The organism is Pseudomonas rhodesiae, from assembly GCF_007858255.1.
Lineage (GTDB): Bacteria > Pseudomonadota > Gammaproteobacteria > Pseudomonadales > Pseudomonadaceae > Aquipseudomonas > Aquipseudomonas rhodesiae.
In genome coordinates this window covers 116799-142130 of record NZ_VFEU01000005.1, presented here as the reverse complement: position 1 = coordinate 142130, position 25332 = coordinate 116799, and the positions used below count along the sequence as shown (strand labels likewise).

Here is a 25332-nt window from a genome sequence, read left to right as displayed (position 1 = left end):
TTAGGCAAGAATAGATGTTCGGTTGGGATGTTGGGTGCGGCGTTTTGCCTTGCTGCCGCCCTGGGAGGCGGTATGAGCCGCTGCCCAGGGCGAGAGCTGTCAGATGCGGAAACTGCCCACCAATTGCTTGAGCCGTGCGGCCTGTTGCTCCAGGTCGGTACAGGCGCGCAAGGTCGATTGCAGGTTTTCCACGCCTTCCTGGTTGAGGGTGTTGATCTCGGTGATGTCCATATTGATCGACTCCACCACCGACGTCTGTTCCTCGGTAGCGGTGGCGACCGATTGGTTCATGCCATCGATCTCGCCGATGCGCTGGGTCACGCTGTTGAGACGCTCGCCGGCCAGGTTGGCGATTTCCACGCTGTCATGGCTGTGGCGCTGGCTTTCGCTCATGGTGGTCACCGAATCCCGCGCGCCCACTTGCAACTCTTCGATCATGGTTTGCACCTGTTGCGCCGATTCCTGGGTGCGATGGGCCAGGTTGCGTACTTCATCGGCTACCACGGCAAACCCGCGCCCGGCCTCTCCGGCACGGGCGGCTTCAATCGCGGCGTTCAACGCCAGCAGGTTGGTTTGTTGAGAGATGCTGGTGATCACCTCAAGAATCTGGCCGATATTCACGGTTTTGCTGTTAAGTGCTTCGATATTGCTGCTGGAAGCGCTAATCATCGAAGAAAGATCCGTCATGGCTTTGATGTTGCGTTCGACCACCTGCTGACCATCTTCCGCCAACTGCCGCGCATCGCTGGCCTGGTTAGAGGCCTGCGCTGCATTGCGGGCGATTTCCTGGGCGGCGGCACCCAGCTGGTTGATGGCGGCCGCTACGCTATTGGTGCGGTTGGCCTGTTCGTCGGAGTTGACCATCGACGAGTTGGAGGCACTGACCACCCGTAGCGCCACCTCGTTGACGTGTTCGGTGGCCGAGGACACTTCGCGAATCGATGTGTGAATCCGCTCCACGAAGCGGTTGAATGCATTACCCAGAGTGCCGAATTCATCGTGATTCTGGATGGTCAGACGTCGTGTCAGGTCACCCTCTCCGTCGGCGATATCCTGCATCGCGCGGGTCATCACATGCAGCGGTTGCAGCAGCACACGGATCAGCATGCCAAGCAGAGCGATAATGATGGCTACCGCAATGAGGGTGGCGATCACTGCCGACGTGCGGAATTCGCTGAGCATGGCGAAGGATTTGTCTTTATCCACCGAGATACCCAAGTACCACTGCACTGACGGCAAGCCTTTGATCGGCGTGAAGGTCACGATGTTGTCTTTGCCGTTGGCTTGGACTTCGCTGAAGTCGCGGCTGATCTTGGGTGTATTTTTCGGATACAGATCGGCCAGGGTTTTCATCACCAGGGTTTTGTCCGGGTGCACCAGCACTTTGCCGTCGGCGCTGACGAGGAAGGCATAGCCCATGCCGCCGAAGTCCAGTGCGCCAATGGTATCCACCAGGGTTTGCAGGCTCAGGTCGCCGCCGACCACGCCGATGCTTTGGCTGCCCTTGCTGCTGGGGGTGGCGATGGAAATGATCAATTGCCCGGTCGCCGCGTCGATATAAGGCTCAGTCAGGGTTGAACCGTTGCTGCTTTGCGCGCCTTTGTACCAGGGGCGCACACGTGGGTCGAAGCCATCCGGCATTTTGGTGTCGGGGCGGATGGTGAACGCGCCCTGGCTGTCGCCCACGTAGGTGGCCATGAACGAGGACGTCAGGGCTTTCTGTTCCAGCAGGCTGGCGATGACACCCGGTTCCGGATTGATCGCGATGTTCTGGGCGGCGTTTTCTACCAGGGCAATACGCCCAGTCAGCCAGGTTTGGATGTTGCTCGCGGTGACATCGCCCATTTCATGCAGGTAATTGTTCAGATCGTCGCGAATGGCGTTGCGTTGCAGGTAGTCGTTGTACAACGTGAATAACGCAAAGGCGGCGATGACGATAAGGGAGGCTGCAAGCAGGATTTTGTGGCTGAAACGCAGGTTTTTATTCATGGCTTGTAGGGTCCGCTAAGGTCTTTATATCCAAAGCGCGTCCTTATGGGATGCGCGAAATGACAGTAGGAAAAAAGGTGTGCTATTTGTTGTCGCAGTTCCGTGGTCCCTGTGGGAACTATCTGACCTATTTTTCGACTTTATGGGTCTCACTCTGTCTGTATCGACCTTGCTGCATTAAAGATTAACCTTAGGTGACGAAATGCCTGACTCCACGCAACTTCTTATCGGCGCTGACCTGTCCGGCGATCCTATTGCCCAGGCCATGCGCCTGGCTAACCGGCACGGGCTGATTGCTGGCGCTACCGGCACGGGCAAGACCGTCACACTGCAGCGCTTGGCCGAAGCGTTCAGTGATGCGGGAGTGGCCGTGTTTGCTGCAGACATCAAGGGCGACCTCTGCGGCCTGGGGGCGGCGGCAAACCCTCAGGGCAAGGTGGCCGAGCGTATCGCCGGCATGCCCTTCCTTAATTACACCGCCAAGGCTTATCCGGTAACGCTGTGGGACATCCACGGTCAGTCCGGTCATCCTTTGCGCACCACTATCAGCGAAATGGGCCCGTTATTGCTCGGCAGCCTGTTGGAACTCACCGACAGCCAGCAATCGGCGTTATACGCGGCGTTCAAAGTGGCAGATCGCGAAGGCTTGCTGCTGCTGGATCTGAAAGATCTGAAGGCGCTGCTCAACCACCTGCGCTATCACCCCGAGCTGTTGGGCGAAGACGCGGCGCTGCTGACCACCGGCTCCAGCCAAGCCCTGTTGAGACGCCTGGCAGTGCTGGAGCAGCAGGGTGCCGAGGCATTGTTCGGCGAGCCGGCGTTGCAGCTTGAAGACATCCTGCAACCCAATGCCGATGGGCGCGGCCGCATCCATCTATTGGATGCCAGCCGCCTGGTGCATGAGGCACCCAAGGTGTACGCGACATTCCTGCTGTGGCTGTTAGCCGAGTTATTCGAGCAACTGCCCGAGCGCGGCGATGCGGACAAACCGCTGCTGGCGCTGTTCTTTGATGAAGCGCATTTGCTGTTCGCCGACACACCCAAGGCCTTGCAAGAGCGTTTGGAACAGGTGGTACGGCTGATTCGCTCCAAAGGGGTAGGGGTGTACTTTGTCACACAATCCCCAGGCGACCTGCCCGACACCGTGCTCGCACAATTGGGCCTGCGGATTCAACATGGATTGCGGGCGTTCACCACCAAGGAGCAGAAATCCCTGCGGGCAGTAGCAGAGGGTTTTCGACCCAACCCGGCGTTTGAGGCTTTGTCGGTGTTGACCGAGTTAGGTACGGGTGAGGCATTAGTAGGCACCTTGCAGGAAAAAGGCACGCCGGAAGTCGTCCAGCGCGTCTTGGTGGCGCCGCCGCAATCGCGGATCGGCCCGTTGAGCGAGGTCGAGCGCGCAGCACTGGTTGCCGCGTCGCCCTTACAGGGCCGCTACGACAAACCGATTGATCGCGAGTCGGCTTATGAAGTGCTGATGGCACGCAAAGAGCTAGGGCCGACTGAAGACGCCGGCCAGACATCTGAAGCGCCAAGTTTTACCGACAGGGCAGGGGCGTTTCTCGGCACGGCGGCGGGCAAGGCGCTTAAATCGGCGATGCAGCAGGCGGCCAATCAAATGGGGCGGCAGTTGGTGCGAGGGTTGCTGGGCTCGCTACTAGGGGGGAGCAAACGCAAATAGATGTTCAGGGTTTGGGCTTGGCGTGGGCAGCCAACCGCTCAAGGGCGCCGCGCAGACCCGGATCGCGGATGCCCTCGGCCGTGGCCTGAATGCTTTCGGCCGCGTTCACCGACAGGTCGTGCGAGTGCACGGCAGTACTTGGCTGGACAGTCGGCGGCTGCACTTTGAACTGGATGCGCGTCAGGTTGGCGAACTCATCGAACGCCATCAACTGACGCTGCAGGCGTTTTTGCTGATAACGCAAGCGAGTGGCCCAATGGCCATCAGTCACGATCAGCAGCAGATTGCCTTCGCGCCAAGAGGCGACACGGCAGTGCTCGCGCGCAGCCGGTTGCAATTGGCTTTCCAGCAGACGTTGCAACAGGCCCAAGCGTTGGGCATGGCCGAAAATGGCTTTCAACGGTTTGGCTTCGCGAAGCAACACGCCGGGGGCGCGGGCGGCGACAGGGCGAAATGCCATGATTGGACACCTAAAGTAACAGAGCCGCCATCTTAGCAGACAGCGCCGACCGGCCCTCAGGCCCTGCGTCGACGACACTTAGCCAACGAAATCAATCGGTAACTTCTGCGCCCGATGGGTTGAAGTTCGCGTAAAAGCCCTTATTTTAAACAAGCCCTCTCACCGCCCCATGCCTGCATCGGGGAACAACGCCACTTTCCTCACCCACGATTCCGGGTAGAATGCGCGTTCGCATGCGGCCGTGAGGGCTGCTCGGGCCACTGACGGTGCGCCCTCCATCCCTATGTGTGGAAGAACCTGCCGATATGTTTGCGCCTTTGTTAAAGAAACTTTTTGGAAGCAAGAATGAGCGCGAAGTCAAACGCATGCTCAAGACGGTGCAGCTGGTCAATGCCCTCGAAGAGCAGATGGTTGCTCTTTCGGACGAGCAATTGCGCGCCAAGACCCAAGAGTTCAAGGCCCGCATAGCCAAAGGTGAAACCCTCGACAAACTGCTGCCCGAAGCCTTTGCGGTCGCCCGTGAAGCCGGTAAGCGCGTCATGGGCATGCGCCACTTCGACGTCCAGTTGATCGGTGGCATGACCTTGCACGAAGGCATGATTGCCGAAATGCGTACCGGTGAAGGCAAGACCCTGGTAGCGACCCTGGGCGTTTACCTCAACGCGCTGTCCGGCAAGGGCGTGCACGTTGTGACGGTGAACGACTACCTGGCTCGCCGGGACGCCAACTGGATGCGCCCGCTGTATGAATTCCTCGGCCTGACCGTCGGCGTAGTGACGCCGTTCCAGCCGCCGGAAGAAAAACGCGCCGCCTATGCCGCCGACATCACCTACGGCACCAACAACGAATTCGGTTTCGACTACCTGCGCGACAACATGGCGTTCAGCATGGAAGAAAAATTCCAGCGCGAACTCAATTTTGCCGTGATCGACGAAGTCGACTCCATCCTCATCGACGAAGCCCGTACGCCGCTGATCATCTCCGGCCAGGCCGAAGACAGTTCGCGCCTGTACACCGAAATCAACAAGCTGATTCCGCGTCTGACCCAGCACATCGAAGAAGTGGAAGGCGTGGTGACCAAAGAAGGTCACTTCACCATTGACGAAAAGACCCGCCAGGTCGAACTCAATGAAGCCGGTCACCAGTTCGTTGAGGACATGCTCACCCAGATCGGTCTGCTGGCCGAGGGCGAGAGCCTGTACTCGGCGCATAACCTGGGCCTGTTGACTCACGTCTACGCCGGTCTGCGTGCTCACAAGCTGTTCCACCGCAACGTCGAATACATCGTGCAGGACGGCCAGGTCGTGCTGGTTGACGAACACACCGGCCGTACCATGCCGGGTCGCCGCTTGTCCGAAGGTCTGCACCAGGCCATCGAGGCCAAGGAAAACCTCAACATCCAGGCAGAAAGCCAGACGTTGGCGTCCACCACCTTCCAGAACTACTTCCGTCTGTACAACAAGCTGTCCGGCATGACCGGTACGGCCGACACCGAAGCGTTCGAGTTCCACCAGATCTACGGTCTGGCGGTGATGGTTATCCCGCCGAACAAACCGTTGGCGCGTAAGGATTACAACGACCTGGTGTTCCTGACCGCCGAAGAGAAATACGCGGCGATCATCAACGACATCAAGGACGGCATGGCCAAGGGCCGTCCGATTCTGGTGGGTACCGCTACCATCGAGACTTCCGAGCATGTGTCCAACCTGCTCAATAAGGAAGGTATCGAACACAAGGTGCTCAACGCCAAGTTCCACGAAAAAGAAGCCGAAATCATCGCCCAGGCCGGTCGCCCAGGCGCACTGACGATCGCTACCAACATGGCCGGTCGTGGTACCGACATCCTGCTGGGCGGCAACTGGGAAGTGGAAGTGGCATCCCTGGACAACCCAACCCCCGAACAGATCGCCCAGATCAAAGCCGATTGGCAGAAGCGCCATCAGGCGGTACTGGAGTCCGGCGGTCTGCAGGTGATCGCTTCCGAGCGTCATGAATCGCGCCGTATCGACAACCAGCTGCGTGGCCGTGCCGGTCGCCAGGGTGACGCCGGTTCGAGCCGTTTCTATCTGTCCCTCGAAGACAGCCTGATGCGCATTTTCGCTTCGGATCGGGTGAAAAACTTCATGAAGGCCCTGGGCATGCAGTCCGGTGAAGCCATTGAGCACCGCATGGTGACCAATGCCATCGAGAAGGCACAGCGCAAGGTTGAAGGGCGCAACTTCGACATTCGTAAGCAACTGCTGGAGTTCGACGACGTCAACAACGAACAACGTAAAGTGATCTATCACATGCGTAACACGTTGCTGGCCGCCGACAACATTGGCGAAACCATCGCCGATTTCCGCCAGGACGTGCTCAACGCCACCGTCAGCGCGCATATTCCACCGCAATCGCTGCCTGAGCAGTGGGATGTGGCCGGTCTGGAAGCTGCATTGAAGAGCGACTTCGGTGTGGATCTGCCGGTCCAGCAGTGGCTCGACGAAGACGACCACCTGTACGAAGAAACCCTGCGCGAAAAACTGATGGCCGAGTTGCTCGCCGCGTACAACGAGAAAGAAGAGCAGGCAAGTGCCGAAGCACTGCGCACCTTCGAGAAGCAAATCGTACTGCGCGTGCTGGACGACCTGTGGAAAGACCACCTGTCGACCATGGATCACCTGCGTCACGGCATCCACCTACGTGGCTACGCCCAGAAAAACCCGAAGCAGGAGTACAAGCGCGAGTCGTTCACCCTGTTCTCCGAGTTGCTGGATTCGATCAAGCGCGATTCGATTCGCGTGCTCTCCCACGTCCAGGTGCGCCGCGAAGACCCGGCCGAGGAAGAAGCACGCCTGCGCCAGGAGGCGGAAGCCTTGGCCGCGCGCATGCAATTCCAGCATGACGAAGCGCCAGGCCTCGATCAGCCGGAAGCGTTGGGTGAAGAGGTCGAAGTGGCCGTGGCGCCAACCCCGGTTCGCAATGAGCAGAAGCTGGGCCGCAACGAGCTGTGCTGGTGCGGTTCGGGCAAGAAGTTCAAACACTGCCACGGCGAAATCAACTAAGATTTTTGCCTGACGCTGCAACACCCCGCGCCGCGACCGGCCTTTGCCGTCGCGGCGTTTTGCCATTAATTCCCACCGTCGATAGCGACGGCACAGACATCACCTTATTTTAGGAGCGCATTCATGGCTGTTGGTCTTGGTCCTTTGCCCACATTGCACCCGGTTGCCGGTTTTGAACTCGGCATCGCTTCGGCCGGTATCAAGCGCCCGGGCCGCAAGGATGTGGTGGTGATGCGCTGCGCCGAAGGCTCGACGGTGGCAGGTGTGTTTACTCTCAATGCCTTTTGCGCCGCGCCGGTGATCCTGGCCAAGCAACGCGTTGCCGGGCCGATCCGTTACCTGTTGACCAACACCGGCAACGCCAACGCGGGTACCGGTGAGCCTGGCCTGGTGGCCGCAGCGCGCACCTGCGCCAAGCTGGCCCAACTGACCGGCGTGGACGCCAGCCAAGTGCTGCCTTACTCCACCGGCGTGATCGGCGAGCCTCTGCCTGTGGAAAAAATCGAAGGTGCCCTGCAAGCGGCGCTGGATGACCTGTCTGTGGATAACTGGGCCGCGGCCGCCACTGGCATCATGACCACCGACACCCTGCCAAAAGGCGCGAGCCGTCAGTTCGTGCACGACGGCGTGACCGTGACCGTGACCGGTATCAGCAAGGGCGCGGGCATGATCCGACCGAACATGGCGACCATGCTGGGTTACATCGCCACCGACGCCAAGGTATCGCGCAGCGTGCTGCAGAATCTGATGCTGGACGGTGCCAACAAGTCGTTCAACCGCATCACCATCGATGGCGACACTTCGACCAATGACTGCTGCATGCTGATCGCCACCGGTAAGGCTGATCTGCCGGAAATCACCGAGGCCAGCGGCGCTTATTTCGCCGCCCTCAAGCAAGCAGTGTTCGAAGTGTGCATGGACGTCGCTCAGGCCATCGTGCGTGATGGCGAGGGCGCTACCAAGTTCGTTACCGTGCAAGTCAACGGCGGCGGCAATCACCAGGAATGCCTGGATGTCGGCTACACCGTGGCCCATTCGCCGCTGATCAAAACCGCGCTGTTCGCCTCGGACCCGAACTGGGGCCGCATTCTGGCGGCTGTCGGCCGTGCCGGTGTGCCAGACCTGGACGTGAGCAAGATCGACGTATTCCTCGGCGACGTGTGCATCGCCAGCCGTGGTGCCCGTGCTGAAAGCTACACCGAAGCCCAGGGTTCGGCGGTGATGCAGCAGGAAGAAATCACCATCCGCATCGAGCTGGGGCGCGGCGATTGCAGCGAAACCATCTGGACCACCGACCTGTCCCACGAATACGTGAAAATCAACGCGGAATACCGCACCTGATAGCCGGAGGACACACACGGTGAAACGCGTGCATGTAGCAGCAGCGGTGATCCGCGGCGCTGACGGCAGAATCCTGCTGGCGCGACGTGCCGACACCCAACACCAGGGCGGCCTCTGGGAGTTTCCCGGGGGCAAGGTGGAGGCCGATGAATCGGTCGCCGCCGCGTTGTCCCGCGAGTTGCAGGAAGAGTTGGGTATCCAGGTCACCACGGCGCGACCGCTGATCAACGTGCAACATGACTATCCGGACAAGCAGGTGTTACTGGATGTCTGGGAAGTCTCGGCCTTCACCGGCGAGCCCCATGGCGCCGAAGGGCAACCGTTGAAGTGGGTGGCCCCGCGGGATCTGCTCAACTATGAGTTCCCGGCGGCCAACGCGCCGATCGTTGCGGCCGCACGGTTGCCGGCCGAGTACCTGATCACCCCCGGCGAGCTGGACGCCGCGCCCCTGTTGCGCGGTATCCAGAAAGCCATCGCCGGTGGGATCAAGCTGGTGCAACTGCGTGCGCCTAACGGCTACGACCCCAAATACCGTGACCTGGCGGTGGATGCAGTGGGGCTTTGCGCCGGCAAGGCGCAATTGATGCTCAAAGGGCCGTTCGAGTGGCTGGGGGATTTCCCTTCCGCCGGCTGGCACATGACCTCGGCCCAACTGCGCAAATATGCAAGCAAGGGCCGCCCTTTGCCGAAGGATCGCTGGTTGGCGGCTTCGTGCCACAACGCTGAAGAACTGGCGTTGGCCGAATTGATGGACGTGGATTTTGTCACCCTGTCGCCGGTTCAGCCGACCCAGACCCATCCCGATGCGCAGCCGTTGGGTTGGGAGCAGGCGGTGGAGTTGATCCGTGGGTTCAACAAGCCGGTATTTTTGCTGGGTGGGGTCGGGCCTACGGAGCGGGAGCGAGCTTGGGAAACCGGTGCCCAGGGTGTGGCGGGTATCAGGGCGTTCTGGCCGCAGGTTTGAGGTTGCTCCGGCGGGCCTTATCGAGGGCAAGCCCCCTCCCACATTGGAATGTATTCACAGATCAAAGGTGGAGGGGGCTTGCCCCCGATTGGGCCCTCCCGGTCACCGAGTCATGATCAGTGGGGCTTCGCCGCAGCCTGCCACAAAACCTCCGCGACACCCTGGCGCTTGGCTATCACCCGCGCCGCCACAAACAGCAAATCCGACAGACGATTGATATACGCCAACCCCACGCCTTCCAGCGGCTCGATAGCATTCAGGTGCTGACACCGTCGCTCGGCACTGCGGGCCAGGCTTCGGCACATATGGGCTTGGGCAATCAGCGCGGAACCACCCGGCAAGATAAAGTTTTCCAGCGGCCCGACTTCCTCATTCCAGCGATCGATCGCCGCTTCCAGGCGATCCACTTCCGCCGCATTCAACGCTTTGTACACCGGCATCGCCAGCTCACCACCCAGGTCGAACAGCCGATGCTGGCACGGCGCGAGCACTTCGATCACATCGTTGAGCGCCGGGTGCTGCCCGCTCTGTTCTTCAAGGCCGGCCAGCAGTAATCCCAACTGGCTATTCAGCGTATCGACTTCGCCAATGGCTTCGACACGTGGGTGGTCCTTGGGCACGCGGCGACCGTCACCCAGGCCGGTTTCACCTGTGTCGCCGGTGCGGGTATAGATTTTCGACAGGCGAAAGCCCATGGTCATTGCTCCAGTGGGGTCAGTTCGTGGGCCGGCAGGTGGCTGCCGGCTAAGGGGAGGCGCAGGGTAATACAGGTGCCTTGGCCAAGGGTGGACTGCACTTCCATCTGGCCTTTGTGGTTGTTGGTGATGATGAAGTACGACACCGACAGCCCCAGCCCGGTGCCCTGGCCGATTTCCTTGGTGGTGAAGAAGGGTTCGAAGGTGCGTTTGCGCACGTTTTCGCTCATGCCGATGCCGTTGTCTTCCACCTGGATCTCGGCCCAGGGCGGATTCAGGCGGGTGCGCAGGATGATGCGGCCCGGCTCGCGGTCATCTTCACGCAGGTGAATGGCTTGAGCTGCGTTTTTCAGCAGGTTGAGCAGGACCTGTTCCAGTTCGTTGGCTGTACCGGGTACCGGGCCCAGTTGCGGATCGAACTGACGGATGATCGCCTGGCCCTTGAAGTCAAAGCCGATGGTCAAGTCGAAGTCATTGCCGGCAATTTCCACGGCCTGATCGATCAGCGCCGGCAAATCGCAAGGGGCCATCTGTCGATTGCTGCGGCGGCTGAAACTGAGCATATGGGTCACGATCTTCGCCGCCCGCGCGCCCGCTTGCTGGATGCCATCGAGCAATTGCGGCACTTCGCGGCTTTGCAGGTAACGGTTGACCATGGCCAGTTCGACGCCGACCTGTTCGGCGTGTTCCAGGTTCTTGGGCAAGTCTGCGGACAGGCGGCGGCGGATGTTCTGCACGTTGTGCAGGATCGCCCCCAGCGGGTTATTGATCTCGTGGGCCATACCGGCGGCAAGCCCGCCGACGGAGAGCATTTTTTCCGACTGCACCATCATTTCTTCCAGGGACAGGCGCTGGGTGATGTCATCGATACGGATCACGACGCCACGACCGGCACCGCCTGTCAGCGGGTAAAAGGTCAGGGCGTAATGCTTGGGCTCGTCGTCCTTGAACCAGGTCACCCGCTCGATACGCTCCACGGTGTGTTGCTCGACCGTGGCCTTGATCTGCGGCAGAAACGGTTTGAGCGGCTGAAAGGCCAGGTAGATCGGTTGGTTCAAGGCTTCATCCAGACGCGTGCCGGAAAGTGCGCTGGCTTCCTGGTTCCACTGGGTGACATAGAGCTGTTCGTCCAGGGCAATCAGCGCCGAAGGCATCGAGTCGATGATGCTGTTGAGGTAATTCTGGAAGCCGGTGAGTTTTTTCTCGATCTTGCTGCGTACCTGGACTTCCAGTTCCAGTTTGCGATTGGTATGACGCGTCTCTTCCGCCAGGCCTTGGGCTTGATCGTAGGCGGCCTGAGAGTCGTCGCGGGCGCGCTTGAGTTGCTGCTCGCGGGCTTCGATGCGCGAAAGCATGGTATTGAAGGCTTCGGCCAGGCTGCCGATCTCATCGTGATTGCCACGCCGGGCGCGCAGGGCGTAGTTCTCTTCGCGGGTCACTTGGCGCGACAGTTCTTCCAGTTCGTGGATCGGTTTTGTGATCAGGCGTTTGATCTGACGCGCGATGACCAGCCACAGCAGCACACTGAAAATCAGGATGCCCAGGCTGGCGGTCAGCGTGCCGGTGTAAAACGCTACCGGCAGTTCGCTACTGGCGACCAGCAGCAGATGCCCGGATGGCTGCCCAGGGCGGGGCAGGGTGATCACTTGGTTAGTGCGAAACTCAGTCACGCGCCAGGCTTCGATATGCCTGTAATTGTCCGGCAGGTGCAGGCGATCACCGTGTTGCATCTGTGCCAGGCGGTTGCCTGCGCTGTCATATAAAGCGGCGGCGCGCAAAGGTGAGTAGCTGGTCAACTCATTGAGCAGGGCATTGGCCTTGTCGGGAGATTCGAGCGCTTCGGCGGCCAGCGCCGGGTTGGAGACCAGCCGCCCGATGGCCTGCAGGGCCTGGGGGGCCATGCTTTCCTGGGAGATCCAGTAGGCGGCGCTGATAAAGGTCAGGTTGGCCACCAGCAGGACGGTGGTCAGCAGCACCAGCAAGGCCGCCAGCAGTTTCTGCCCGACCGGTAGGTTTTCTAGACGCTGGCGCAGCGGCATCAGGGTTTTTCCAGGAGATAGACAGGCGGGCAGGGTAGCGCGTGGTTCAGTCGCGGGGCAATCCGCGCGCGCGCAGCTCGTCGACCAGACGCTCGTGCAACTGCTGCAAGTGTGGCAGCTTCAATTGGTGACGGGCTGCCGCCTGGCAAGCATAGCCCAACAGATAGCTGATTTCGGTGCGTCGAGCATTGGCGACGTCCTGATACATGGACGAATAATTGGCGGCAGTGGCGTGAATCACCCGCTCCACTTCATCCTGTAAATCCAGGGCTGCGGCAGGCTGGCCAGCGCATTCCAGCAGTTCGCTCAACTCCCCACACAAGGTTGCCACTTCACAGCGATGGTTTTGCAGGCCGCCGTTACGGCATTGGTAAAGCACGGTCAGTGGGTTGATCGCGCAATTGAGCGCCAGCTTGCGCCACAGGCGCGTCAGGATATCGGTACTCCAGGCGTGGGGGATGCCGGCGATGTGCAGGTCATCCAGCCAGAGCGGGGGCGTCGGGTGGCGGGCATCTCCCAGCCAGGTGTAACCATGGCCGGCGAATACCACGCGCCAGTCGCCGTCGCGGAAAGCGCCCTCGGTGCTGGAGGCAAAGATGCAACGCGCCAGGGGCAACTGCGCGGCCACCGCGTCCTGACTGCCCAGGCCGTTCTGCAGCAGAATCAACTCGGCATCCGGTACCAGGCGCGGTTGCAGCTGTGCGATTGCCGCTTGGGCGTCGTAGGCTTTGCACGCCACCAGAAGGCGATGGATCGGCGTCGGGCTGTCGGGCGTTTCGCCAATCACCGGGTAGGTATGTGCTTCACCATGCTCCACCAGGGTCAGCCCGTTGCCCGCCTGATAACTGGCCAGGCGCGTCTCGTCGCGCAGGATCAAGCGCACAGGCACGCCCGCGCGCGCCAGCCGTGTGGCCCAGAGTGTGCCCAGGCTGCCGGCGCCGAGAATATGCCAGGTGGTCGACATCAGTTTGTACTCCGCAAGGTCGCTCACAGTGAACGGGACGAAAGAACCGCTATAATGCCCCGGCATTTTAGCTCGGGCGCGCTCCATCTCTACTGAACCCGCCCCTTATATTGGAGAAATCACATGCCTTCGTTCGACGTGGTATCTGAACTGGACAAACACGAAGTCACCAACGCCGTCGAGAACGCCGTCAAGGAGCTGGACCGTCGCTATGACCTGAAGGGCAAGGGCAGCTTCGAATTCAAGGAAAAGGAACTGACCGTCAACCTGACCGCTGAAGCCGATTTCCAGCTGGAAGCGATGATCGAGATCCTCAAGCTGTCCCTGGTCAAGCGCAAGATCGACGCGCAGTGCCTGGAAATCAAGGACGCCTACGCCTCTGGCAAGCTGATGAAGCAGGAAGTCATCCTCAAAGAAGGTATCGACAAGGAGCTGGCGAAGAAAATCGTCGCGCATATCAAGGACGCCAAGCTCAAGGTCCAGGCCGCCATCCAGGGCGAGCAGGTACGCGTCACCGGTAAGAAGCGTGACGACCTGCAAGAGGCCATCGCGGCCCTGCGCGCCAAGTCCTTCGACATGCCGCTGCAGTTCAATAACTTCCGCGACTGATGGCAGCCTGGGGAACCCAAGGGCGTTTTTGACGTCCCACCCCCCAATAATTGCGCCTACTCTTGAGCCCTACGGGGCTCAATTGCTTTAAGCGCCGACCGTCCATAAACAGGAGAACAGCAATGGACTTGAACGCTGAAGTAGATCGTCTGGTCAAGACTTCCCAGTCCTGGATCCCGATGATCATGGAATACGGCAGCCGGGTTTTGCTCGCCGTTATCACCCTGGCCATCGGCTGGTGGCTGATCAATAAATTGACCCATCGCGTGGGCCGTTTGCTGGCGGTACGCAACGCTGACCTGGCGTTGCAGCATTTCATCACCAGCCTGGCGAACATCGTGCTCAAGGTGATGCTGATTGTCAGCGTAGCCTCGATGATCGGTGTAGAAACCACCTCCTTCGTTGCCGCTATCGGTGCCGCCACCCTGGCCATTGGTCTGGCACTGCAAGGCAGCCTGGCGAACTTTGCCGGTGGGGTGCTGATTCTGCTGTTCCGCCCGTTCCGTATCGGCGACTGGATCGAAGCCCAAGGCACCTCGGGCACCGTCGACAGCATTCAGATTTTCCACACGGTGCTGCGTACGGGCGACAACAAAACTGTCATCGTGCCGAACGGCATCCTGTCCAACGGGATCATCACCAACACCAACCGTCAACCGACCCGCAAGGTGGTGTTCGACGTCGGTGTGGACTATGAAGCCGACCTGCAGAAAGCCCGCGACGTGCTGCTGGAGCTGGCCAAGGACCCACGCGTACTGGAAGACCCAGCCGCTGTAGCCGTGGTTTCCACCTTGGGGGATAGCTCGATCACCGTTTCGCTGCGCTGCTGGACCAAGACGGCGGATTATTGGGACGTGATGTTTATGCTCAATGAATTCGCACGTGACCGTTTGAAAGCGGCGGGGATTGATATTCCATTTCCGCAGCGGGTTATTCGTGTAATGCAGGAAGCTGCGTCGAAGTAAAAAACTTAGGCGCGTTTAACTTGGCCGAAGGGTCAGGTTAAACGTATCACTTTAGTTTAGTTAGTTAGCTTGCTAGTTATTTATTTATAGCTCCGCAATAAAAAAGCCGCTCCCTTGAAAGCAAGGGAGCGGCTTTTTATTTAAGGCCAGGGCCTTAAGTCATCGTTGTAATTGAACCGGCAATTACAAGATGTTCAGCGGGTAGTTCGCGATCAGACGCATTTCGTCGATCGAAGGCGAACCGTAGTAAACGCCATCCCCGGAGCGATAGGTTGCTTGACGCAGACGCAAGCTGAGGTTTTTAGCTGGACCGCTCTGTACAACGTACTTGGCTTCGATGTCGCGTTCCCACTCTTTGCCGTTCGAGGTAGTGCCGGTGTTGGCGCCGCTGCCGGTCACGTAGCGAGTCATGAAGCTCAGGCCAGGAATGCCGAAGGTGGCCATGTTGATGTCGTAACGTGCCTGGTAGGACTTCTCGCCTTCAGCGTTGAAGTCGGAGCGGGCCACGGAGTTGGCCAGGAAGACCGAGCCGCCGCCGTCTACACCATAGCCGTAGTCGCCGTCGCCGGTGACCTTCTGGGCTGCCAGAGTGAAGGTGTGAGCGCCGATGGTGTACGCACCCTGCAAGCTGAATGCGCGGTTGTCGAGCTTGGTTACACCATCTTTCTCGGCACGCTGAAGGCCTGCGCCGTCGCTCTTGGTGTCGTAGATGTTGAAGTCAAGGGCAAAGGACTGGTCATCGCTCAGGGCATGGGTCCAGTTCAGGTTGCTGTAGTACTTGCGGAAGTAGTCTTCGGTTTTCGCGTAGTACAGGCTGCCGGTGAACTCTGGGGTAAACGAGTAGACGCCGCCGACAAAGTCAGTCTTGGTCAGGCCAAGGCTGTCATGGTAGGTCTGGTTCTGCGCGACGCTGGAAGTGAAGTGACCGCCTTCCAGTTTCAGGCCCTTGATTTCGTTGCTGGTGATCGAGATACCTTGTGGCAGCTCAGGCAGCAGACGGCTGTCATCGGAAGCGAACACAGGAGCGGTGGTGTACTGGTCACCGATTTTCAGCACGGTATTGGAGATACGGAACTTAACAGCGCCGCCGCCTTTGGAGTAATCGTCTTGCGAGCGACCGTCTGAGCCGGTTGGGAACAGACCGGTGCCTGCGCGACCTTTACCGCTGTCGAGTTTGACACCCATCAGGCCGATTACATCCACACCCACCCCGATAGTCCCCTGGGTGAAGCCCGACTCGTACAGGGCGTTGAAGCCCAGGCCGGTTTCTTCTGCACGGCTCTTGCTGCCAGGGCCCGACGGGTTGTTACGGAAATCGCGGCTGAAGTACAGAGCGCGAGTATTGATGCTGAAAGTGCTGTCTTCAACAAAGCCCTTGGAATCGTCCTGGGCGGACGCCATTGCGAACTGCGAGGTACCGGCTGAAACAGCCAGTGCGATCATGCTCCACTTCATCACGCGCATCGTGATTTGCTCCTTTGGTTTTCGGAAGAGTACTGCCGTCCCACCTGTATTTTTATCTGGGCGGCTCTTTCTTTTTTGTGTCGGCGCAAAGTTATATCACGCAGACCCTATTGACGATACTTACCCATCTTTCCTTTCAGCTTCTTTACGAGGCTGTCGTAAATTGCTAGCTCCATGTCGCAAATTCACAGCCCAAAATGTATCTGGACTGACAACTTCAGTACTGTTTCAAAACTCCCTTCGAAGTTCGAATGCATCCTTGCCTCGTACTGACTCGCTGTTGTTTTTTATCGCGAAACACCGGTTTCCGAACCCGTGCCGTTGCCGACGATGTGGGTGTGAATGCAACAAGCGTGCTCAAAGCGGTAACCGAATGTCATTTTTTCGTGAAAAAAGTTCCGTGCCTGCGAAAACCGCATAAGTACGGGCTTTTTACGCCGTTTGGTTAGGGCTTGACCTCTCTGTGGAATGCATGTTGTCAGGTGTAAAAAATCGGTTCTTGTGTGAAACGTTACCGGTTCACCCCATTAGGTGGGTAGTCGGCGGATCCCTTTGAGGCACGGGTGGGTCATTTTGGTGCGTCTCGGCAGGGCCCGTTCTAGCGTAGCTCAAATATTTACCTGCATCGAAAGGGTGCAGGTTTTTAGGCCGGCTGCCTCGCGGGCTTATCTTCAATCGTTGTGAAGCGGCCGGCATTCGAAGGTATGCTGGGACCTGATTCTGACTTGCCGAATGGAGTGCCCGCGGTGTTCGCCCTAGATCAACGCCTGCAACAAGACACACTGGTCATCGGGGACTTCCCGTTATGCCGCCTGCTGCTGTCCAATGACTCGAATTACCCCTGGTTTATCCTGGTCCCGCGCATCAACGGTATCAGCGAGGTGTTTCACCTGGATGTCGCAGATCAACAAAAACTCTGGGAAGAGACGACCGGTCTGGCGCAGTTGCTCAACGATGGTCTGGGCGCGGATAAAATGAATATCGGCGCGCTGGGTAACGTCGTCAGCCAGTTGCATGTGCATGTGATCGTGCGCAAACGCGACGACGCCGCCTGGCCTGCTCCGGTATGGGGCAAGCATCCGGCTCGCCCTTATACGCAAGAACAGGTGGTGGCATTGCGTGCGCGTGTGCGCGAGCTGCTGCCCGCCGATTTCAATTTTGCCCAGGACTGAATCATGGACTTGCAAGACCGTGTTACCGACCTGGAAAGCCGCCTGGCCTTTCAGGATGACACCATCGAGACCCTTAACGACATCCTGGTCACCCAGCAACGCGCGGTCGAGCGGCTGCAGCTGCAGATAACCGCGCTGCTCAAGCGTCAGGAAGAGATGGGCGGCCAGTTCGAAACGTCCGAAGAGGAAGCGCCACCGCCTCACTATTAAAGAGGGGCCATGAAAAAACCGCGACCCAGCTAGGCTGGATCGCGGTTTTTTTTGCTGCCAGGGCTGGAGTCAGCGGCGCGGCAGTGCAGCGATCACGTCTTCGGCTTGCAAGCCTTTGTCGCGATTCATTACGGAGAACTCCACGCGCTGGCCTTCCACCAGGACACGATGGCCTTCGCCGCGAATGGCCCGGAAGTGGACGAAGATGTCGTCGCCCGAATCGCGGGAAATAAAGCCGAAGCCTTTGGAGGTGTTGAACCACTTGACGGTACCGGTATCCCGATTGGTCATGTCGTAGGTTTGCGACGCGGCCGCCGGAGATGAACGGTAGAAGCTGATGGCCAGATGAAGAGCGATTGCGACCACAGCAATGACCAGGCTGAGCAGGATGGCCGGGTGGCCGCCCACTTCAGGCATGGGTGCCAGGAGGGTGAGGGTTTGTACGACAACGGTCAGAACCAACAGCGCGCTGACCAGGTTTTGCAGTTGATGACGAGTGCCCTTGTTCCAGTACGGGACCACGGGTGCCAACGTCAGGTTAAGAAGGCCGAACAGTGCCAGGTACAGCGCGTCGTGTTGTTGCAGGTACGGCAGGCTCTCTGGTTGCAGGCTCGGTATAAAGGACAGCAGCAAAGCTGCAACGCCCGTTAGCAGGTGGACGATTTTCAACATTTTGATTAACTCACGTTAAGACGGATCACTAGGAAGAGCTGACTGGCACGGTTCGCTTCTGAACAATGGGAGGCGTTGGGCACGTGCGCGGGTATCAGCCTATGCCGGCCATCGCAGACATTAACGATGGCGACACGCTGCCTATTTAACAGCAAAGGCCGTGCCTTCTCAAATCAAGCATTTCGGGGTGTTGCAAGGGGCGGGGCATTTCCTTGGCAAACGCTTGTCCTAGACAGGTGTGCTTGTTTTGGAATGGCTTTTTAGGATATTTCCTACCTTGATTGGCGAATTACCACTCAAGGGCGATTTGTCGCACCTCGCTCGCTGCGCGTCAGCTGTGCGCTTGCTAGAGTGGTGTTGCACCTGATCAATGAATGCTTGTCAATTGAAGGGGATAAACATGGCAATCGATATCGGTATCAGTGAAGAAGATCGTAAATCCATCGTCGATGGGCTTTCGCGGCTGCTTTCCGATACCTATGTACTGTACTTGAAGACCCACAACTTCCACTGGAACGTCACGGGCCCCATGTTTCGAACGCTGCACCTGATGTTTGAGGAACAGTACAACGAGCTGGCGCTGGCGGTGGACTCCATTGCCGAACGTATCCGCGCATTGGGCTTCCCGGCGCCGGGCGCTTATTCGATCTACGCCCGTCTTTCCTCGATCAAGGAGGAGGAGGGCGTGCCGGGCGCCGAAGAGATGATCCAGCAACTGGTGGCGGGCCAGGAGGCCGTTACGCGTACTGCCCGCGGCATCTTCCCATTGCTCGACAAGGTCAGCGATGAGCCGACTGCGGATCTGCTCACCCAGCGTATGCAGGTCCACGAAAAGACCGCGTGGATGTTGCGCTCCCTGCTCGAAGCCAAGTAAGCCGAGCCTGAGCGGCGCCGTCCTGGCGTCGCTCGCTCGTTTCTGCACGCTTCCTGGCGTTGTCCTACAGGTATCGACTCCCCGTCTTCTGGCTGACCCCGCACTTCCTGCTGTTTGATAAGCCCACTGTCCAATGGGAGCAACCCATTGGCTGCTGTTTGGCAATGGAGTGTCAGGTGTATGTCACGCGCAGTGAGTAATGGAGTCATGGAATCCTGTGGCTTTCATCAGATAAAGATCGATCCCTTTGCCAAAGGGTTCGATATGGGGTTGGCAAGGCCATTGTCCCGATCAGTCAGGCTCAACGGGTTTTCGACGTGCCTGCGACTTGAGCAGATCTATTGGAATATCCTTACGGAAATCGCCAGGATCAACGCCTGTTCAGTCAGTGCGTTACTGTCTTATGTCGATCGGGAGGTGCACTTGCGTTATGGAGGTGTGAAGAACTTCAGCGGTTTGGTCAGGGTGGTGTGCGTGGTTCACCTGTTAAAAGGCCGTACGGCTGCGCCCGACCCGGAGTAAACAAAGGTGCCCGGGGTCGGCTCGCTGTGTTGGCGGGCTGACTCCCGGGCAGAAAGCCGGCTGCGCTGGCTCGATTTACCAGATATAATCCCGCGCTTTGCTGCGCAGGCCGGGGCTTTACCCTTCGGGCAGGCGTGGCGCAGTAACGATCTGCTCGCCGAGACATCGCCATGCCCATGTACGACTATCAATGTGCTTCCTGTGGTCATCAGTTGGAAGCCATCCAGAAGATCAGCGCCGCGCCGTTGGTCGATTGCCCGGCCTGCCAGGCTCCTGAACTCAAGAAGATGTTGTCCATGCCGGGCTTTCGCCTCAGTGGCAGCGGCTGGTACGAGACCGATTTCAAGACCGGCGCCAAGAAGAATCTGGCGGGCGGCGACAAAGCAGACTGAGTTGAACTCTACGCGCAGGCTCCTGCATTATCCGTCACCTGGCTTATATGAACGGTGACGAGGCGGGCCTCCACCGAATTTCGAATTACGAGAAGTGAAACCACGACCATGATGCGCAGCCACTATTGCGGCCAACTGAACGAGACCCTGGAAGGTCAGGAAATTACCCTTTGCGGATGGGTTCACCGTCGCCGCGACCACGGCGGGGTGATCTTCCTCGATATCCGTGATCGTGACGGTCTGGCCCAAGTGGTGTTCGACCCGGACCGCGCCGAGAGCTTTGCCGCCGCCGACCGCGTGCGCAGCGAATACGTGGTGAAAATCACCGGCAAGGTGCGTCTGCGTCCGGCAGGTGCCGTGAACAAGAACATGGCCTCCGGCGGTATCGAGGTGTTGGGCTACGAACTGGAAGTGTTGAACGAGTCGGAGACCCCGCCGTTCCCACTCAACGAATACTCCGACGTCGGCGAAGAAACCCGCCTGCGCTACCGCTTCCTGGACCTGCGTCGTCCGGAAATGGCCGAGAAGCTGCGTCTGCGCTCGCGCATGACCACCAGCATCCGTCGCTTCCTCGACGAGAACGGCTTCCTCGACGTTGAAACGCCAATTCTGACCCGGGCCACCCCGGAAGGCGCGCGTGACTACCTGGTGCCTAGCCGCACCCACGCCGGCAGCTTCTTTGCCCTGCCGCAATCGCCACAGCTGTTCAAACAGTTGCTGATGGTGGCCGGCTTCGACCGTTACTACCAGATCGCCAAGTGCTTCCGTGACGAAGATCTGCGCGCCGACCGTCAGCCGGAATTCACCCAGATCGACATCGAGACCAGTTTCCTCGATGAGAAAGAGATCATGGGCCTGACCGAGCAGATGATCCGCAACCTGTTCAAGGAAGTATTGGGCTTGGAGTTCGGTGACTTCCCGCACATGACCTTCGAAGAAGCCATGCGTCGCTACGGTTCCGACAAACCAGACCTGCGTAACCCGCTGGAACTGGTGGACGTGGCCGACCAGCTCAAAGAGGTTGAATTCAAGGTGTTCAGCGGCCCGGCCAACGACCCTAAATGCCGCATCGCCGCCCTGCGCGTGCCTGGCGGCGCGAGCATGCCGCGCAAGCAGATCGACGACTACACCAAGTTTGTCGGCATCTACGGTGCCAAGGGCCTGGCGTACATCAAGGTCAACGAGCGCGCCAACGGCGTTGATGGCCTGCAATCGCCCATCGTGAAGAACATCCCGGAAGCCAACCTGAACGTGATCCTCGATCGCGTGGGTGCGGTCGATGGCGACATCGTGTTCTTCGGTGCCGACAAGGCCAAGATCGTCAGCGAAGCGCTGGGCGCGCTGCGGATCAAGCTGGGCCACGACCTGAACCTGCTCACCTGCGAATGGGCGCCGATGTGGGTCGTTGACTTCCCGATGTTCGAGGAGAACGACGACGGCAGCTTCAGCGCCTTGCACCACCCGTTCACTGCGCCGAAATGCTCCCCGGCCGAGTTGGAGGCCAACCCGGCGGGCGCACTGTCGCGCGCTTACGACATGGTGCTCAACGGCACTGAGCTGGGTGGCGGTTCGATCCGTATCCACCGTAAAGAGATGCAGCAAGCGGTCTTCCGTCTGCTGGGCATCGACGAAGCGGAACAGGAAGAGAAATTCGGCTTCCTGCTTGACGCCCTGAAGTACGGCGCCCCGCCCCACGGTGGCCTGGCCTTCGGTCTGGACCGTCTGGTGATGCTGATGACCGGTGCCCAGTCGATCCGTGAAGTGATTGCCTTCCCGAAAACCCAGAGTGCCGCGGACGTCATGACCCAGGCGCCGGGCGTAGTGGATGCCAAGGCATTGCGCGAGCTGCATATCCGCCTGCGCGAGACGCCGAAGGCTGAGTAAAGCTGCTGCGTGAAAGCGCACTGAGGTTTACGCGGTCTAAAAAGGCGCATCTTCGGATGCGCCTTTGCGTTACAAGGGTTGTGTTTTAAAGAGAAAGGTCCGGCCTGGGGCGGGATTGATCAGGTTTCTAGAGAATTCGGAGTTGTGTTATGGCTGGCCATTCCAAGTGGGCGAACATCAAGCACCGCAAAGAGCGTCAGGATGCCAAGAAAGGCAAGATCTTCACCAAGTGGATTCGCGAACTGACCGTCGCTGCCCGTCAGGGCGGCGGTGATCCGGGCTCCAACCCGCGTCTGCGCCTGGCGCTGGACAAGGCGCTGGGCGCCAATATGAGCCGCGACATTATTGATCGCGCCGTGGCCCGTGGTGCCGGTGCTGCCGATACCGACGACATGGTCGAGCTGACCTACGAAGGCTACGGCCCGGGCGGCGTGGCGGTGATGGTCGAGTGCATGACCGATAACCGTAACCGTACCGCCGCAGCCGTACGCCATGCGTTCAGCAAGTGCGGTGGCAACCTCGGCACAGACGGTTCGGTGGCCTATCTGTTCGAGCGCAAGGGGCAGATCACCTTCGCGCCGGGCACCGATGAAGACGCGCTGATGGAAGCGGCGATGGAGGCGGATGCCGACGACGTGGTCACCAACGACGACGGTTCCATCGATGTTTTCACCTCGTTTGCCAGTTTCTATGCTGTGCGCAATGCATTGGAAGCTGCGGGCTTTAAAGGCACCGACGCAGAAATCGTGATGCTGCCGACGACCAGTGCCGAACTGGACCTGGAAGGCGCGCAGAAAGTGTTGAAGCTGCTGGATATGCTTGAAGACTTGGACGATGTACAAAACGTCTATTCGAATGCCGATATTCCAGAGTCAGTGGCCGAACAGCTAGGCTGAAGCACGATGTTGATTGATGGTGGGAGGGGGCTTGTCCCCGATAGCGGTGTATCAGTCGCTGTATGTGGCGACTGATACTCTGCAATCGGGGGCAAGCCCCCTCCCACATTGAATCTTCCCTGTATCAAAAAATGTGTTTAACCCAACCCGCAGGCGTTATGACTTTAATCCTAGGTATCGACCCCGGTTCGCGCATCACCGGTTTTGGCGTGGTGCAGCAGACTCCGCGTGGCTGCGTCTACGTTGCGTCGGGTTGTATTCGTACCGGTTCGGGGGAGTTGGCCGAGCGCTTGCAGATCGTCTATCGCGGCGTGCGTGAAGTGATCCAGACCTACGGGCCGGTGACCATGGGTATCGAAAAAGTGTTTATGGCCAAGAACGCCGACTCGGCGCTCAAACTCGGCCAGGCCCGTGGTGCGGCCATTGTTGCTGGCGCGGAGGAGGGCATGGAGATCGCCGAATACACCGCGACCCAAGTCAAGCAGGCTGTGGTCGGTACTGGTGGTGCCAATAAAGAGCAGGTGCAGATGATGGTCATGCACATGCTCAAACTCACGGCTAAACCGCAAATCGACGCCTCCGATGCCCTGGCCATTGCCATCTGTCATGCGCACACCCGTTCCAGTCTGCTGCCTCATGGCCTGGGTACGGCACGCAGTCGTGGCGGTCGCCTGCGTCTCTGATAGCATCAGCGCAATCGTGATTTCCGGTCAGGCTTTGATCTGACCCTAAGTGTTAAGGATCTGTACCGTGATTGGACGTTTGCGCGGCACCCTGGCTGAAAAGCAGCCGCCGCACCTTATTTTGGATGTCAACGGGCTGGGCTATGAGCTGGAAGTGCCCATGACCACCCTGTATCGCCTGCCGTCGGTCGGCGAGCCGCTCACGCTGCATACCCATCTGGTGGTGCGCGAAGACGCGCAATTGCTCTATGGTTTCATTGGCAAGCGCGACCGTGACTTCTTCCGCGAACTGATCCGCCTCAATGGCGTGGGACCGAAACTGGCGCTGGCCTTGATGTCCAGTCTGGAAGTAGACGAACTGGTGCGCGCCGTATCGGCGCAGGATACCTCGGCGCTGACCAAGGTGCCGGGCGTCGGCAAGAAAACCGCCGAGCGTTTGCTGGTGGAGCTCAAGGACCGCTTCAAGGCCTGGGAGGTGGTGCCGAGCATGTTTGCCTTGGTGCCGAACCAGCCTGATATGCCAGCGTCCCAGGTTGCCAGCGCCGAAAGCGATGCCGTCAGCGCTTTGATTTCCTTGGGCTACAAACCCCAGGAAGCGAGCAAAGCGGTATCGGCCATCAAAGATAAGAACCTGAGCAGTGAAGACATGATCCGCCGCGCCCTGAAGGGAATGATTTAAGTGATTGAAGCTGATCGTCTGATCGCGGCCACCGGCCCGCGCGACCGTGAAGAAATCCAGGACCGGGCCATCCGCCCCCTGAGCCTGGCTGAATACATCGGCCAGCCCACTGTGCGCGAGCAGATGGAGCTGTTCATCCAGGCGGCGCGCGGGCGCAGTGAATCCCTGGATCACACGTTGATCTTCGGTCCGCCGGGGCTGGGTAAGACCACCCTGGCCAACATCATTGCTCAGGAAATGGGGGTGTCGATCAAGTCCACCTCAGGTCCGGTGCTGGAACGTCCCGGTGATCTGGCAGCGTTGTTGACCAACCTAGAGCCGCACGATGTGCTGTTTATCGACGAAATCCACCGGCTCTCGCCGATTGTCGAAGAAGTGTTGTACCCGGCGATGGAAGATTTCCAGCTCGACATCATGATTGGCGAAGGCCCGGCGGCTCGCTCGATCAAGCTCGATTTGCCGCCGTTCACTTTGGTGGGCGCCACCACGCGAGCGGGGATGCTGACCAATCCGCTGCGAGACCGTTTTGGGATTGTTCAACGTCTGGAGTTCTATAGCACGGCGGATCTGGCCACGATCGTCAGTCGTTCGGCGAGCATCCTTGGCTTGCCGCTGGACCCGGAAGGCTCGTTTGAAATCGCTCGGCGTGCCCGGGGCACACCGCGTATCGCCAACCGTTTGCTGCGGCGGGTGCGGGACTTCGCCGAAGTGCGCGCCAAGGGGCACATTACCAAGGCGGTGGCCGACCTGGCGCTCAACCTGCTGGATGTGGACGAACATGGCTTCGATCATCAGGATCGGCGTCTACTCTTGACCATGATCGAGAAGTTCGACGGTGGCCCGGTAGGCGTGGACAGCCTGGCCGCTGCCATCAGCGAAGAACGCCACACCATCGAGGATGTGCTCGAGCCGTACCTGATCCAGCAGGGCTACATCATGCGCACGCCAAGGGGGCGGGTGGTGACGCGTCATGCTTATCTGCATTTTGGATTAAACATTCCGTCACGATTGGGCGAGATGCCCGTGGTAGACGAATTCCTCGATGCAGTGGACGATTAAAAGCGCTTGGCTCGACGATTTATTCGAGGTTTGTGCTGTCCCAGTGACTGGCGTCGTCATTCTGTCAGTGAAAATGT

23 protein-coding genes and 1 pseudogene are annotated in these 25332 nt (G+C 59.2%); 16 read left to right on the top strand and 8 right to left on the bottom strand.

Annotation, left to right across the window (positions count from 1 at the left end):
• Window positions 1-99 precede the first annotated feature (99 nt).
• Both FIV35_RS30265 and FIV35_RS30260 read right to left on the bottom strand, forming a co-directional pair.
• Entirely contained in the window at window positions 100-864 is a 765-nt protein-coding gene (locus tag FIV35_RS30265; RefSeq protein ID WP_375538189.1) for a methyl-accepting chemotaxis protein, read from the bottom strand.
• 93 nt (window positions 865-957) lie between these two features.
• Window positions 958-1989, bottom strand: a pseudogene (locus tag FIV35_RS30260) (HAMP domain-containing protein); the annotation flags it as partial.
• A 202-nt stretch (window positions 1990-2191) separates the two neighbouring features.
• Between FIV35_RS30260 and FIV35_RS09660 the strand changes: the two are divergent.
• A complete protein-coding gene (locus FIV35_RS09660; protein WP_034139142.1) occupies window positions 2192-3670 on the top strand; it encodes a helicase HerA-like domain-containing protein in 1479 nt (492 codons plus the stop codon).
• Between the two features lie 4 nt (window positions 3671-3674).
• On the opposite strand, the gene FIV35_RS09655 is transcribed toward FIV35_RS09660, so the two are convergent.
• Window positions 3675-4130 carry a DUF721 domain-containing protein gene (locus FIV35_RS09655; protein WP_034100204.1) on the bottom strand — a complete coding sequence of 152 codons (456 nt, stop codon included), beginning with the start codon at window positions 4128-4130 and terminating at the stop codon, window positions 3675-3677.
• Between the two features lie 305 nt (window positions 4131-4435).
• Here FIV35_RS09655 and secA point away from each other — a divergent pair, with 305 nt between their 5' ends.
• The 3 genes from secA to FIV35_RS09640 all read left to right on the top strand — a co-directional run bounded on the left by secA (window position 4436) and on the right by FIV35_RS09640 (window position 9476).
• Window positions 4436-7171, top strand: coding sequence for a preprotein translocase subunit SecA (gene secA / locus FIV35_RS09650; RefSeq protein ID WP_034139141.1), 2736 nt, complete (start codon window positions 4436-4438; stop codon window positions 7169-7171).
• Window positions 7172-7294: 123 nt separating this feature from the next.
• Window positions 7295-8512 (top strand): bifunctional glutamate N-acetyltransferase/amino-acid acetyltransferase ArgJ, encoded by a 1218-nt coding sequence (gene argJ / locus FIV35_RS09645; protein WP_034100200.1) that lies wholly within the window; start codon window positions 7295-7297, stop codon window positions 8510-8512.
• A 19-nt stretch (window positions 8513-8531) separates the two neighbouring features.
• Window positions 8532-9476, top strand: coding sequence for a Nudix family hydrolase (locus tag FIV35_RS09640; protein WP_034139140.1), 945 nt, complete (start codon window positions 8532-8534; stop codon window positions 9474-9476).
• 116 nt (window positions 9477-9592) lie between these two features.
• On the opposite strand, the gene FIV35_RS09635 is transcribed toward FIV35_RS09640, so the two are convergent.
• The 3 genes from FIV35_RS09635 to FIV35_RS09625 are packed head-to-tail and all read right to left on the bottom strand — an operon-like array spanning window position 9593 to window position 13174.
• Window positions 9593-10171 (bottom strand): cob(I)yrinic acid a,c-diamide adenosyltransferase, encoded by a 579-nt coding sequence (locus tag FIV35_RS09635; RefSeq protein WP_034100196.1) that lies wholly within the window; start codon window positions 10169-10171, stop codon window positions 9593-9595.
• A 2-nt stretch (window positions 10172-10173) separates the two neighbouring features.
• Window positions 10174-12210 carry a sensor histidine kinase gene (locus FIV35_RS09630; protein WP_034139139.1) on the bottom strand — a complete coding sequence of 679 codons (2037 nt, stop codon included), beginning with the start codon at window positions 12208-12210 and terminating at the stop codon, window positions 10174-10176.
• Window positions 12211-12256: 46 nt separating this feature from the next.
• Entirely contained in the window at window positions 12257-13174 is a 918-nt protein-coding gene (locus tag FIV35_RS09625; protein ID WP_034139210.1) for a putative 2-dehydropantoate 2-reductase, read from the bottom strand.
• Between the two features lie 123 nt (window positions 13175-13297).
• Here FIV35_RS09625 and FIV35_RS09620 point away from each other — a divergent pair, with 123 nt between their 5' ends.
• Both FIV35_RS09620 and FIV35_RS09615 read left to right on the top strand, forming a co-directional pair.
• The gene (locus tag FIV35_RS09620) at window positions 13298-13783 is read left to right on the top strand and encodes a YajQ family cyclic di-GMP-binding protein (protein WP_034100192.1); all 486 of its coding nucleotides are present in this window, start codon (window positions 13298-13300) and stop codon (window positions 13781-13783) included.
• A 122-nt stretch (window positions 13784-13905) separates the two neighbouring features.
• Complete coding sequence (locus FIV35_RS09615; RefSeq protein WP_034139138.1) at window positions 13906-14748, top strand: mechanosensitive ion channel family protein; 843 nt, start codon at window positions 13906-13908, stop codon at window positions 14746-14748.
• 183 nt (window positions 14749-14931) lie between these two features.
• Here FIV35_RS09615 and FIV35_RS09610 read toward each other — a convergent pair whose 3' ends face one another.
• Window positions 14932-16212 (bottom strand): OprD family porin, encoded by a 1281-nt coding sequence (locus FIV35_RS09610; protein ID WP_034139137.1) that lies wholly within the window; start codon window positions 16210-16212, stop codon window positions 14932-14934.
• Window positions 16213-16958: 746 nt separating this feature from the next.
• On the opposite strand from FIV35_RS09610, the gene FIV35_RS09605 reads away from it, so the two are divergent.
• Both FIV35_RS09605 and FIV35_RS09600 read left to right on the top strand, forming a co-directional pair.
• On the top strand, window positions 16959-17384 hold the full coding sequence (locus FIV35_RS09605; RefSeq protein ID WP_034139136.1) for an HIT domain-containing protein: 426 nt from the start codon (window positions 16959-16961) through the stop codon (window positions 17382-17384).
• 3 nt (window positions 17385-17387) lie between these two features.
• On the top strand, window positions 17388-17594 hold the full coding sequence (locus tag FIV35_RS09600; protein ID WP_034139135.1) for a SlyX family protein: 207 nt from the start codon (window positions 17388-17390) through the stop codon (window positions 17592-17594).
• Window positions 17595-17663: 69 nt separating this feature from the next.
• On the opposite strand, the gene FIV35_RS30100 is transcribed toward FIV35_RS09600, so the two are convergent.
• Window positions 17664-18266, bottom strand: a complete 603-nt coding sequence (locus FIV35_RS30100) for a cold-shock protein (RefSeq protein WP_034139134.1) — start codon at window positions 18264-18266, stop codon at window positions 17664-17666.
• 400 nt (window positions 18267-18666) lie between these two features.
• On the opposite strand from FIV35_RS30100, the gene FIV35_RS09590 reads away from it, so the two are divergent.
• The 8 genes from FIV35_RS09590 to ruvB all read left to right on the top strand — a co-directional run bounded on the left by FIV35_RS09590 (window position 18667) and on the right by ruvB (window position 25255).
• Window positions 18667-19140, top strand: coding sequence for a Dps family protein (locus FIV35_RS09590; RefSeq protein ID WP_034139133.1), 474 nt, complete (start codon window positions 18667-18669; stop codon window positions 19138-19140).
• A 180-nt stretch (window positions 19141-19320) separates the two neighbouring features.
• Complete coding sequence (locus tag FIV35_RS09585) at window positions 19321-19662, top strand: ribbon-helix-helix domain-containing protein (RefSeq protein WP_034100178.1); 342 nt, start codon at window positions 19321-19323, stop codon at window positions 19660-19662.
• 170 nt (window positions 19663-19832) lie between these two features.
• The gene (locus FIV35_RS09580) at window positions 19833-20054 is read left to right on the top strand and encodes an FmdB family zinc ribbon protein (RefSeq protein ID WP_003193872.1); all 222 of its coding nucleotides are present in this window, start codon (window positions 19833-19835) and stop codon (window positions 20052-20054) included.
• Window positions 20055-20162: 108 nt separating this feature from the next.
• A complete protein-coding gene (aspS, locus tag FIV35_RS09575; protein WP_034139132.1) occupies window positions 20163-21938 on the top strand; it encodes an aspartate--tRNA ligase in 1776 nt (591 codons plus the stop codon).
• Between the two features lie 149 nt (window positions 21939-22087).
• Window positions 22088-22834, top strand: coding sequence for a YebC/PmpR family DNA-binding transcriptional regulator (locus FIV35_RS09570; RefSeq protein ID WP_034100173.1), 747 nt, complete (start codon window positions 22088-22090; stop codon window positions 22832-22834).
• A 158-nt stretch (window positions 22835-22992) separates the two neighbouring features.
• Window positions 22993-23517, top strand: a complete 525-nt coding sequence (ruvC, locus tag FIV35_RS09565) for a crossover junction endodeoxyribonuclease RuvC (protein WP_034100171.1) — start codon at window positions 22993-22995, stop codon at window positions 23515-23517.
• A 67-nt stretch (window positions 23518-23584) separates the two neighbouring features.
• Window positions 23585-24196 (top strand): Holliday junction branch migration protein RuvA, encoded by a 612-nt coding sequence (ruvA, locus tag FIV35_RS09560; RefSeq protein WP_034100169.1) that lies wholly within the window; start codon window positions 23585-23587, stop codon window positions 24194-24196.
• A complete protein-coding gene (ruvB, locus tag FIV35_RS09555; RefSeq protein ID WP_034100167.1) occupies window positions 24197-25255 on the top strand; it encodes a Holliday junction branch migration DNA helicase RuvB in 1059 nt (352 codons plus the stop codon).
• The last annotated feature ends 77 nt before the right edge of the window (window positions 25256-25332 follow it).